Raw genomic sequence first — 11774 nt, 5'->3', positions numbered from 1 at the left:
AAGCACAGAGAGGTCACCGATGTCAGTCAGCATCCGGCGCGACGCGACGCGTCTCGGTGTGTTCCTGGCTGTCTGCCTGCTCGGTGTGTTCGGCCTGTTCGCGGTGTTCGGGCAGATGCGGTTCGGGGAGAAGACCCAGCAGTACCGCGCCGAGTTCGTCAACGTGACAGGCCTGGAGACCAACGACTTCGTCCGCATCGCCGGCGTCGAGGTCGGCAAGGTCGAGAACGTCGAGATCCAGCCCGACACCACCGCGGTGGTCGAGTTCACCGCCGACGACTCGGTGGTGCTGACCCAGGGCAGCCGCGCCGTCATCCGGTACGACGACCTGATCGGTGGCCGCTACCTGGCACTCGAAGAAGGCGCCGGGGGCACCGAGAAGCTGAACCCGGGCGGGACGATCCCGCTGGCCCGTACCTCGCCCGCGCTCGATCTGGACGCGTTGATCGGCGGTTTCCGGCCGCTGTTCCGCGCCCTCGATCCCGACCAGATCAACGCGCTCTCAGGACAACTCATCTCGGCGCTGCAAGGTCAGGGCGGCACGATCAACTCCTTCCTGGCCCAGACCGCGTCGCTGACGAGCACGCTGGCCGACCGGGACCAGCTGATCGGCGAGGTGATCGTCAACCTCAACACCGTGCTCGGCTCGCTCGGTGACCAGAGCGACCAGTTCGCCAAGGCCGTCGACTCCCTGGCCCAGCTCGTCGAGGGGCTGGAGGGGCGCCGACAGGAGATCACCGACGGCCTGGCCTACACGAACGCCGCGGCGGGCAGCATCGCCGACTTCCTGACCGAGGCCCGTCCGCCGCTGAAGAAGACGATCGACGAGACCGACCGTGCCGCGGGCATCGTGGTCGCCGACCACGAGTATTTCGACAACCTGATCAACACGCTGCCCGACGCGTACCAGGTGCTGGCGCGTCAGGGCATCTACGGCGATTTCTTCAGCTTCTACCTGTGTGACATCGTCCTCAAGCTCAACGGCAAGGGTGGCCAGCCGGTCTATGTGAAGGTCGCCGGCCAGTCCAGCGGGAGGTGCGCGCCGCGATGAAGCCTTTCAGCGAACGCAACCAGTTCGTCGTCGGTGCCGTCGGCGTCGGGATCACCGCCGCGATCGTGCTCGGCGCCACCAACTACGACAAGATCCCGCTGTTCGATCCGGGCCGCGAGTACACCGCGCACTTCGCCGAGGCCGGCGGGCTGACCACCGATGCGTCCGTTCAGGTTTCGGGATTCAAGGTGGGTCAGGTCAAGTCCATCGAGCTCGACGGTCCGCAGGTGCTGGTGACGTTCACCGTCGACAAGGGCATCCGGCTCGGCGACCGGACCGAGGCCGCGATCAAGACCAAGGGTCTGCTGGGCACCAAGGTTCTCGAGGTGATCGCCCGCGGCGAAGGTCAGCAGGACGGCACCATCCCGCTGGACCGGACGACCTCGCCCTATCAGCTTCCCGACGCGCTCGGTGAGCTGTCGGCGACGATCAGCGGCCTTGACACCGACCAGCTTTCGGAATCGCTGCGGGTGCTCTCGGCGACGTTCGCCGACACCCCGCCGCAACTCAAGATCGCGGTGGAGGGTGTGGCCCGGTTCTCGGACACGCTCAACGCCCGCGATGCGCAGCTGCGCGGACTGCTCGCCAACGCGAACAAGGCCACCACGGTGCTGGCCGAGCGCAGCGAGCAGGTCGTCGGGCTGGTCTCGAACACCAATGCGCTGTTGGCCGAACTGCAGAACCAGAGCGCGGCGGTGGACCAGATCTCGGGGAACATCTCGGCGCTGAGCCAACAGCTGCAGGGATTCATCGGCGAGAACCGCGACACCATGAAGCCCGCCCTGGACAAGCTCAACGGCGTGCTGACGATCCTCGACAACCGCAAGGAGCGGCTGCAGAAGTCGCTGAGCCTGCTCAACGACTACTCGATGTCGCTGGGTGAATCGGTGTCGGCCGGTCCGTTCTTCAAGACCTACGTCGCCAACCTGCTGCCCGGGCAGTTCCTGCAGCCGTTCATCGACGTCGCGTTCTCCGATCTGGGGCTGGACCCGAACGTCCTTGCGCCCTCGGAACGCAACGATCCTCAGGTCGGTCAGCCGGGGACGCCGGCCATGCCGGTGCCGTTCCCGCGCACCGGTCAGGGTGGCGAGCCGCGGATGACGATCCCCGACGCGATCACCGGCAACCCGGGCGACGCCGGGTGCGGCCCGCCCGGAATCCCGCTGCCCGGCCCGACCGGCTGCTACCCGTACCGGGAACCGTTGCCGGCGCCGCCTCCCGGCGGTCCGCCACCCGGTCCGCCGGCGGTGTCGCCGCCGGGGCTGGCTTCGACGCCGACACCGGACACCGGACTGCTGGTTCCCGCACCCGGTGAGGCGCCGCCGCTGGTCCCCGTCCCGGGGGAGGGCACGCGATGAAGAACCTCCGCCTCTGGGTCGGCCTGGTGCTGGTGGCGCTGCTCGTCGTCGGCGTCGCGCTTCTGGTGCGCACCACCGACAAGGTGAACCGCGTGAACGTCGTCGCCTACTTCGAGAACAGCAACGGCATCTACGAGGGCGACGACGTGCGCATCCTCGGCGTGCCCGTCGGCCGGATCACCTCGATCGAGCCCGAACCCGAGCGGGTGAAGATCTCGTTCTGGTACGACGACCGCTACGACGTGCCGGCCGACGCGGCCGCCGCGATCCTGTCCCCGGCTCTGGTCACCGCGCGCGCCATCCAGCTCACCCCGGTCTACACCGGCGGTCCGGTGATGGGTGACAACGCCGTGATCCCGTTGCAGCGCACCGTGGTTCCAGTCGAATGGGATCAGGTGCGGGCCCAGCTGGAGCGGCTCAGCGAGACGTTGCAGCCGACGGAGCCCGGCGGCGTCAGCCCGCTGGGTTCGGTGATCAACACCACCGCCGAGAACCTGCGCGGCCAGGGCGCCGACATCCGCGAGACCGTCATCAAACTGTCCCAGGCGTTCTCTGCGCTCGGGGACCGCAGCACCGACATCTTCTCGACGATCAAAAACCTCGCGATCCTGGTGTCGGCCCTGCAGGACAGCACCGATCTGATGCGTCAGCTCAACCAGAACCTCGCGTCGGTGACGGGCCTGCTGACCGACGGGCCCGACGAGGTGGCCGCCGCGATCCGCGATCTCAACGCCGCGGTCGTCGACGTGCAGAGCTTCGTCGCCGAGAACCGCGAATCGCTGGGCACCACCTCGGACAAGCTGGCCGGGGTCACCACCGCGCTGAACGAGAGCCTCGAGGACATCAAGCAGTTCCTGCACGTCGGGCCGAGCACGTTCCAGAACTACATCAACATCTGGCAACCCGCCCAGGGCGCGGTCAGCAGCGTGCCGCAGATCAACAACTTCGCCAATCCGATCCAGTTCCTCTGCGGCGCAGTGCAAGCCGCGTCCAGGTTGGGTGCCGAGGAGTCGGCGAAGCTGTGCGTGCAGTATCTCGCGCCGATCATGAAGAACCGCCAGTACAACTTCCCGCCGCTGGGTCTCAACCAACTCGTCGGCGCCACCACCCGGCCCAACGAGCTGACCTACAGCGAGGATTGGCTGCGGCCGGACTACATTCCGCCGGGCGGCCCCGCGCCGGCACCGGCCGGCGCCGTCCCGGCGGGTGATCCGGCCACCCTGCCGCCCGGTCAGGGCCCGCTGATGCTCGACGCACCGCCCGGTGCCGCCGAGATGCCGGTGCCCACCAACCCCACCGACGGGTTGCACGGGATGATGGTGCCGCACGGAGGTGGCTCATGACCGCCGTCAGGGCTTCGGCGACGATGGCGCTCGCCGTGACGATGGCCGCAGCGGTCACCGTGTCCGGATGTGGTTGGCGCGGCTTGAATTCCGTGCCGCTGCCCGGCACCCAGGGCGGTGGGCCGGGCTCGTTCACGATCCAGGCGCAGATGCCCGATGTCGACAACGTCGAGCAGAACTCGAGGGTTCGGGTCGGCGACGTCAACGTCGGCACCGTCAGCAAGATCGAACGCCAGGGTTGGAACGCGCTGGTGACGATGACCCTCAACGGAGACGTGAACCTGCCGGCCAACGCGACCGCGAAGGTCGGCCAGACCAGCCTGCTGGGCTCCCAGCACATCGAGCTCGCCGCGCCGGCAGACGAGGCGCCGCAGGGCCGCCTCGAGGAGGGGACGCTGATCCCGCTGGCGTCCGCGGGCGCCTACCCCAGCACCGAGCAGGCGCTGGCCGCGGTGGCGCTGCTGCTCAACGGCGGCGGGCTCGGCAACATCCAGGACATCACCGACGCGCTGTCGACGGCGTTCTCCGGACGCGAGAACGACCTGCGCAGCCTGATCGAGCAGCTCGACATCGCCGTCGGCCACCTCGACGACCAGACCGGCGACATCATCGCCACCTCGGAGAGCCTCAACAACCTCGTCGGCCAGATCGCCGAGCAGAAGCCCGTGGTGGACAAGGCTTTACGGACCATCCCGGACGCATTGGCGGTGCTGCGCGATCAGCGGGACACGCTGTCGGAGGCGCTGGTACAGCTCGGAAGGTTCAGCGCGCTGGCCGCCGACTCGGTGACCAAGACCCGGGAAGCGCTGATCCAGGAGCTCAAGGACCTCGGCCCGGTGCTGCAGTCGCTGGCCGACGCGGGCCCGGCGCTGACCCGTGCGCTGAGCTTCCTGCCGACGTTCCCGTTCCCGAAGGAGACGCTGACCAACTGGATGCGCGGCGACTACGCGAACCTGACGCTGGTGGTGGACCTGACGTTGAGCCGCATCGACCAGGGTTTCTTCACCGGGACGCGGTTCGAGTGCAATCTGACGTGGCTGGAGCTGCAGTGGGGCCGCACCATCGGACAGACCCCGAGCCCGTGCAACCACAACGTCCCACCACCTGGCAGCAATCCGTTGATCGCGCCGTACCGCTGGGATCAGGGGCGATGACATGCGTGTGACCAGACAGATGCTGATCCAGCTCGCGATCTTCTCGCTGCTGGCCGTAACCGCGTTGGGCATCATGGTTTTCGGCTACATGCGGCTGCCGGAGATGGTCGGTATCGGCCAGTACAAGGTGACGCTGGAACTGCCGGAGACGGGCGGACTCTACGAGCGCAGCAACGTGACCTACCGCGGCTCGCAGGTCGGGATCGTCGAGTCGGTCGGGCTGACCGACCGCGGGGTGGCCGCCGAGCTGTCGCTGAACTCCGACGTCAAGATCCCCGCGGACCTCATCGCATCGGTGCGCAGCCAGTCGGCCGTCGGCGAGCAGTTCGTCGAGCTGGTGCCGCAGAGCGGCGACGGGCCCGTACTGCGCAACGGCGACGTGATCTCCCGCGACCGTGCGCGGGTGCCCGCCGACGTCAACACCGTGCTGGAGCTGACGAACGAAGGCCTGCGGGCGATCCCGCAGGACAACCTCAGGACCGTCGTCGACGAGGCCTACGAGGCCGTGGGTGGTCTCGGACCGGAGCTGCGCCGGCTGGTCAACGGATCGGCGCAACTGGCGATCGACGCCCGCGCCAACCTGGACTCTCTGACAACCGTGATCGACCAGTCGAAGCCGGTGCTGGATTCGCAGATCGACACGTCGGACTCGATTCAGGCGTGGGCGTCCAACCTCGCCGACCTCACCGGCCAGCTGGAGAGCCAGGACGCCGCGGTGTCCGGCATCTTGAGCAAGGGTCCCGGCGCCGCCGAGGAGACGCGGGCCCTGTTCGACCGCATCAAGCCCACCCTGCCGATCGTGCTCGCCAACCTGGTCAGCGTCGGCGAGGTCGCGGTCGCCTACCAGCCCAACCTGGAGCAGCTGCTCGTGCTGCTGCCGCAGGGCACCGCGGTGACCCAGGCGGTCGGTGTCGCCAAGAACGGCACCAAGCAGGACTACATGGGCGACTATCTGGTCTTCAACCTGAACCTGAACGTCCCGCCGCCGTGCACGACCGGGTTCCTGCCCGCTCAGCAGCAGCGCGCACCGACGTTCGAGGACGCCCCCGACCGGCCGCGCGGAGATCTGTACTGCCGGGTGCCGCAAGACAGTGCGTTCAACGTCCGCGGTGCGCGCAACATCCCGTGCGCGACGGTGCCCGGCAAACGCGCACCCAGCGCGGCGATGTGCGAGAGCGGCGAGGTCTATGTGCCGCTGAACGAGGGCTACAATTGGAAGGGCGACCCGAACGCTACGCTGTCCGGGCAAGCCGTCCCGCAGTTGCGGCCAGGTCAACAACCTGCGCAAGCTTCTTCACCGCCGGGCCCGGCCCCGCCGCCTGTGGCGGCCGCTGAATACGACCCCGCGAACGGCACGTACGTTGGTCCGGACGGACGCGTGTACACGCAGTCCAACCTGGCTGAAGGTGCCACAGAGGAGCAAACATGGCAGACGATGCTGCTGCCCCCGAAGGGGAACTGACCGACGCCGACGAGCGTGAGTCGTCCACCGCGGTCGAGCTGACCGACACCGACTCTGACGCCGATGCCGACACCGAGGGCGCCGGGACCACCGAGCCCGACGACACCGCCACGACCACGGCGAAAGCCGGGAGGTCGCCCGTCAAGCTCGCGCTGATCGCGGGCCTGGTCGCGGTGTTGGCGTTGGCGGGCCTCGCGGGCTGGCTGGGCTATCAGACCTACGAGTCGCATCGCGCCGAGGAACGGCGCAACCTCTTCGTGCAGGTGGGCCGACAGGGGGCGCTGAACCTGACGACGATCAACTGGGAGAGCGCCGAGGCCGATGTTCAGCGCATCCTGGACTCGGCGACCGGCACGTTCTACGACGACTTCCAGCAGCGCGCCGAACCGTTCGTCCAGGTGGTCAAGCAGGCGCAGTCCAAGTCGGAGGGCTCCATCGCCGAGGCGGGCCTGGAATCCGCCACCGACACCGGGGGACAGGTGCTGGTCGCGGTCACGGTGCGCACGACCAATGCCGGTTCGGCGGAACAACAACCGAGAGCATGGCGGATGAGGATCTCGGTCCAGGAGATCGACGGCGAGGCGAAGGTGTCGAACGTGGAGTTCGTGCCGTGACCGACGACGTGAAGGGCGACGGCGAGAGCGTGGACCTGGAGAAGAAGGCGGTCACGGAGGCGGAGCCGACCGAAGCTGCCACGGAGGCGGAGCCGACCGAAGCTGTCACGGAGGCGGAGCCGACCGAAGCTGCCACGGAGGCGGAGCCGACCGAAGCTGCCACGGAGGCGGAGCCCACCCCCAGTCGCGGGATCCAATGGTCCCGGGTCGTGGCGTTCATCGTGCTGCCTGTGATCGCGCTCGTGCTGGCCGCCGGCGCCGGATACCTGAAGTGGCTCGACAACTCCAACCGTGACGGGTCGATGTCCGTCGGCGGGGCCGGCAGACCGTCCCTGGCGGAGACGTCGGTGCAGGCGGCCCGAGACGGCACGATCGCGTTGCTGTCCTACGCCCCTGACACCGTTGAACAGCAGTTGGGCGCGGCCCGTGAGCTGCTCACGGGCGAATTCCGGGACTCCTACACGTCGTTGACCAACGACGTCGTGATCCCGGGCGCCAAGGAGAAGCAGATCTCGGCGATCGCCACGGTGCCGGCAGCGGCGTCGGTGTCGGTGACCGGGGAAGAGGCCGTGGTGCTGTTGTTCGTGAACCAGACGGTGACGATGGGGCCGGACGCGCCGACCGACACGGCGTCGAGCGTGCGGGTCACGTTGGAGAAGGACGGCGATCGCTGGCTGATCTCCAAGTTCGACCCGGTGTAAGCGGGCTTTCGGAGCGGTCGTGACGGTGCGTCGGCTCACTGCGGTCGACGCCAGGACCCTCTGGCTGTGCCGGTCCATCCCCGACGACCAGTTTCTGCTGTACGCGTTCGACGGTTCGGTCGGCGACCTCGACGAGGCTCTGGCCGTGATCTCGGCCAGAGCTCGGGCGTGCGGCGAGTTCGGGCTGCGTATCGCCGACACGGGATTCTGGACCTACCCGCGATGGGAGCCCCGCCCGGTCGGCGCCGATCAGTTCGTCGTGCGCGCGGAGGCGACGTGGGATGGCTGCCTGGCTGCGGTGGCGGCATCGGTGGAGAGCCAACTCGACGCTTGCGTGATGACATGGCGGCTCCACGTCTTCCCCTCCGTCGTCGACGTGCCGGGCGCGACGGACGCGGCCTCGGTGTTGGTGCTGCAGATCTGTCATGCCCTCGCCGACGGTGTCCGCGCCTCGGCCCTGGCGGCCTACCTGCTCGGCCGCGGGGACCCGGTGGCCGCGGTACCCCGGATGCGGTCACCCGCGGTGGCTCTGCCGGTGCGCGCCGTGCGGGCGGGGCGCGAGCACCGTCGGCTTCTGCGCGACACCGCTGCGGGCCATGTTCCGGCGCAGGCGGTTTCGCGGCCCACCTTGCACAGCAACATCCGTCCCGAGGGGGACTGCCATCTCAGGACGGTCGTCGTGGAGCGCGGTCTGTTCGACGGACACACCGTCACGGTGGGGGCACTGTCGGCGATCTCCGGCGCGCTGGCCGCACACCTGCGAGAACTGGGTGACGACCCGGCGCACCTGGGCGCCGAGGTTCCGATGGCGAAAGTCGGCCCGCGACAGGCGAACAACCACTTCGGCAATGTCGGCATCGGTCTCCATCCCGACGAGGAGCCCGCGACCCGGATGCGCCTGATCGCCGACGAGTTCGCGCAACGTCGGCGACGGGCGACCCACCCGGCGATGGGCGCGGAGGACGCGGCGTCCGCCGCGGTTCCCGCACCGTTACTGCGCTGGGGCGTCGGCCATTTCGACCCCGATCTGCGTTGGCCGACGGTCACCGGCAACACGGTCGTCTCCAGTGTGAACCGCGGCGCCGCCGACCTGCGATTCGGTGACGCCCCCGTGCTGCTGACCGCCGGCTTCCCGACCCTGTCCCCGATGATGGGGGTGACGCACGGTGTGCACGGTATCGGTGAGTACGTCGCGGTCAGTGTGTACGCGGCCGAGTCGGCGATCGGCGACATCGACGCCTATGTCGACCGATTGGAACACGCACTGCGCTAGGAGTTCTGGGTCAGGACTGCGTGCATCGACCGCACGGCCGCGTCACGGTCGTCGCCCATCCCGACGAGAGTGTCGATGATCAACGGACCGAGGATCTGCGCCAGCCCGTGTCCTTCATGGCCGAAGAAACCGGCCATCTCCAGCATGACCGCGCCGTGGTTGATGCTCCAGAGGCGCCCTGCCACCGCGAGTTCGTCATCCTGCCGGATCCGGCCGGCGGCCATCATGCGGTGTACCGCGCCGTGCAGCGCACCGAACGACGCCGCCCACTCGGCCCTGTTCGTCGCGCTGCCGGTTTCGGTGATGTCGGTGCGGAACCGCGCGATGGACTCCGGGGATGCCGCCCCGAAGATCAGTTGGTAGCGGGCAGGATTGGCGAGCGCGAACCGATGGTAGGCCAGGCCCATCATCAGGAAGTCGGCCACCGGATCGTCGCTGCGCGGGACGCCGGTCAGCGCCTCGGTGAAGCGGTGGAACACGTCCACGGCGACGGCGTCGAGTAAACCGGTCATGCCGCCGAAATGGGTGTAGAGCGCCATGGTCGACGTGCCCGCTTCGGTCGCGACGCTGCGGGCACTCAGCGCGCTCAGGCCGTCGCGCTCCAGGAGGCGCACCCCGGCGGCCACCATCTTGTCGCGGACCGCGTTCACCGTTGCCACTCTGCCATAACGGTGTTATACAGAGGTGTCCTATAACGCTGTTATTGGAGGTCGATGTGGCCCACCGGTATCTGGAGGGTGCCTACGCGCCGATCTCTGAGGAGTACACGCTCAGCGACCTCGACGTGACCGGGACCATCCCGGATCACCTCGACGGGCGCTATCTGCGCAACGGCCCCAACCCGATCGGTGAGATCGACCCGCAGCTCTACCACTGGTTCATCGGCGACGGCATGGTGCACGGCATCCGGATCAGGGACGGCCGGGCCGAGTGGTACCGCAACCGGTGGGTTCGCGGCCCGGCGGCCGCCCGTGCGCTGGGGGAGTCCGTGCCCGAGGGCCGGTTCCCGATCTCCGGGATCGGTGCGAACACCAATGTGATCGGGCACGCCGGAAAGACGTTGGCGCTCATCGAGGCAGGCGTGCCCAACTACGAGCTGACCGAAGAACTCGACACCGTCGGCGTCTGCGACTTCGACGGCACCCTGACGGGCGGCTACACCGCGCATCCCAAGCGCGACCCGGACACCGGTGAACTGCACGCGGTGTCCTACAGCATGCTGCGTGGGAACACCGTGCAGTACTCGGTGATCGGTACCGACGGCCGGACCCGCCGCACGGTCGACGTCGAGGTCGCGGGCAGTCCGATGATGCACGACTTCTCGCTCACCGAACGCCACGTGATCTTCTACGACCTCCCCGTCACCTTCGACACGCGTCTCGCCGTCGCGATGACCGTGCCACGGGGTCTCCGACTGCCCGCCCGGCTCGTGCTGTCGGCGCTGATCGGGAAGATACGCATCCCGGATCCTGTCGCGGCGCGGCAACCGTCGGGCTCGGGTTCGGACCGGCGGTTCCCGTACTCGTGGAACCCGCGCTACCCCGCGCGCATCGGCGTGATGCCCCGTGACGGCGGTGGCGCCGACGTCCGGTGGTTCGAGGTCGAGCCCTGCTACGTCTTCCACCCGATGAACGCCTACGATTCGCCGACCGACGACACGATCGTGCTCGACGTCGTGCGGCATCCGAAGATGTTCGACACCGATCATCTGGGTCCCAACGAAGGCCCCCCGACGCTGGAGCGCTGGACCGTCGACCCCGTCGCGGGCAAGGTCCGCCAGTCGCGGGTCGACGATCGCGCCCAGGAGTTCCCCCGCGTCGACGAACGCCGGGTCGGTAAGCGGCACCGCTACGGGTACGCGCCGTGTGTCGGAGACGGCACCGGCAGCGACACGCTGCTCAAACACGATCTGATCGGCGACAACTCGCCGAGCCGATCCTTCGGCGCCGGGAAAGTGGTGGGTGAGTTCGTGTTCCATCCGTCGTCGGCCGACGCCGCCGAGGATGACGGGGTGTTGATGGGTTACGTCTACGACCGGGCCACCGATCGCAGCGAGTTCGCGATCCTCGACGCGGCCACGCTCGAGGACGTCGCGACCGTCGGACTGCCGCATCGGGTGCCCTCGGGATTCCACGGAAACTGGGTGCCGACGGCGTAGGGGGGGGTGGGCGGCGGCGAGACAGATGTTCTAAGTTTTGTTACATGACTGCCTACGATGGCGCTGATTTCGGTGTCCTTATTTTACGTGTCGTGCTCGGCCTGACCATGGCCGCGCACGGGTACAACAAATTCTTCGGCAAGGGCGGGCTCAAGGGCACCGCGGGCTGGTTCGACAGCATGGGCATGAAGCCCGGCATGTTCCACGCCCGTATCGCGGCAGGCACGGAGATGGCCGCCGGTATCGGCCTGGCGGTCGGCCTGCTCACCCCGATCCCGGCTGCCGGGTTCGTCGCGCTGATGCTGGTCGCGGCGTGGACCGTGCACAAGCCGAACGGTTTCTTCATCGTCAAGGAGGGCTGGGAGTACAACCTGGTGCTCGCCGCCTCGGCCGTCGGTCTCGCCGCGATCGGCGCCGGCAGGCTGAGTCTGGACCATCTGCTGTTCAGCGGTTCGGCCTTCTACGACTACCTGCACGGATGGTGGGGGCTGGCGATCGCCCTGGTGCTGGGGCTGGCCGGCGGGATCGGGCAGCTGGCCATCTTCTACCGGCCACCGGCCAAGCAGGGCGCGTAGGGATTTCGGTGTAGTTCGTCAACGTCAGCGTGACGAACTACACCCGAATCGCTCAGGCGAATTGGAACACGTTCTAGTCTGACCC

The 11774-nt window shown here is 68.2% G+C and carries 11 protein-coding genes; 10 read left to right on the top strand and 1 reads right to left on the bottom strand.

The genetic code is table 11. The annotated features are described in order from the left end of the window. The first annotated feature begins 19 nt into the window (after nucleotides 1–19). Genes DYE23_RS21465 through DYE23_RS21430 form a run of 8 tightly spaced genes read left to right on the top strand, consistent with a single transcriptional unit; the run spans nucleotide 20 to nucleotide 8956 of the window. Nucleotides 20–1051, top strand: coding sequence for a virulence factor Mce family protein (locus DYE23_RS21465; protein WP_115328105.1), 1032 nt, complete (start codon nucleotides 20–22; stop codon nucleotides 1049–1051). Then, nucleotides 1048–2409, top strand: a complete 1362-nt coding sequence (locus DYE23_RS21460) for an MCE family protein (protein WP_115329059.1) — start codon at nucleotides 1048–1050, stop codon at nucleotides 2407–2409. Before DYE23_RS21465 ends, DYE23_RS21460 begins: the two co-directional genes overlap by 4 nt. Beyond that, entirely contained in the window at nucleotides 2406–3752 is a 1347-nt protein-coding gene (locus DYE23_RS21455) for a virulence factor Mce family protein (RefSeq protein WP_115328104.1), read from the top strand. The genes DYE23_RS21460 and DYE23_RS21455 overlap by 4 nt, the downstream gene beginning before the upstream one ends. Continuing rightward, nucleotides 3749–4906, top strand: coding sequence for an MCE family protein (locus tag DYE23_RS21450; protein WP_115328103.1), 1158 nt, complete (start codon nucleotides 3749–3751; stop codon nucleotides 4904–4906). The genes DYE23_RS21455 and DYE23_RS21450 overlap by 4 nt, the downstream gene beginning before the upstream one ends. 1 nt (nucleotide 4907) lies before the next feature. Then, a complete protein-coding gene (locus DYE23_RS21445) occupies nucleotides 4908–6368 on the top strand; it encodes an MCE family protein (protein ID WP_013471072.1) in 1461 nt (486 codons plus the stop codon). Continuing rightward, nucleotides 6332–6982 (top strand): Rv1363c family protein, encoded by a 651-nt coding sequence (locus tag DYE23_RS21440; RefSeq protein WP_099961835.1) that lies wholly within the window; start codon nucleotides 6332–6334, stop codon nucleotides 6980–6982. The genes DYE23_RS21445 and DYE23_RS21440 overlap by 37 nt, the downstream gene beginning before the upstream one ends. Further along, a complete protein-coding gene (locus tag DYE23_RS21435) occupies nucleotides 6979–7683 on the top strand; it encodes an Rv1363c family protein (protein WP_115328102.1) in 705 nt (234 codons plus the stop codon). The genes DYE23_RS21440 and DYE23_RS21435 overlap by 4 nt, the downstream gene beginning before the upstream one ends. Nucleotides 7684–7702: 19 nt before the next feature. Further along, nucleotides 7703–8956, top strand: coding sequence for a WS/DGAT/MGAT family O-acyltransferase (locus tag DYE23_RS21430; RefSeq protein ID WP_115328101.1), 1254 nt, complete (start codon nucleotides 7703–7705; stop codon nucleotides 8954–8956). On the opposite strand, the gene DYE23_RS21425 is transcribed toward DYE23_RS21430, so the two are convergent. After that, nucleotides 8953–9606 carry a TetR/AcrR family transcriptional regulator gene (locus DYE23_RS21425; RefSeq protein WP_013471076.1) on the bottom strand — a complete coding sequence of 218 codons (654 nt, stop codon included), beginning with the start codon at nucleotides 9604–9606 and terminating at the stop codon, nucleotides 8953–8955. The genes DYE23_RS21430 and DYE23_RS21425 overlap by 4 nt on opposite strands. A 65-nt stretch (nucleotides 9607–9671) precedes the next feature. On the opposite strand from DYE23_RS21425, the gene DYE23_RS21420 reads away from it, so the two are divergent. Together DYE23_RS21420 and DYE23_RS21415 are read left to right on the top strand one after the other, a co-directional pair. Beyond that, a complete protein-coding gene (locus DYE23_RS21420; RefSeq protein WP_115328100.1) occupies nucleotides 9672–11114 on the top strand; it encodes a carotenoid oxygenase family protein in 1443 nt (480 codons plus the stop codon). 44 nt (nucleotides 11115–11158) lie between these two features. After that, nucleotides 11159–11689, top strand: coding sequence for a DoxX family protein (locus DYE23_RS21415; RefSeq protein ID WP_013471078.1), 531 nt, complete (start codon nucleotides 11159–11161; stop codon nucleotides 11687–11689). Nucleotides 11690–11774: the final 85 nt, after the last annotated feature.

Source organism: Mycolicibacterium gilvum (assembly GCF_900454025.1).
GTDB lineage: Bacteria > Actinomycetota > Actinomycetes > Mycobacteriales > Mycobacteriaceae > Mycobacterium > Mycobacterium gilvum.
Note: the sequence above shows the minus strand (reverse complement) of the source record. Positions and strands in the feature narration are given on the sequence as shown.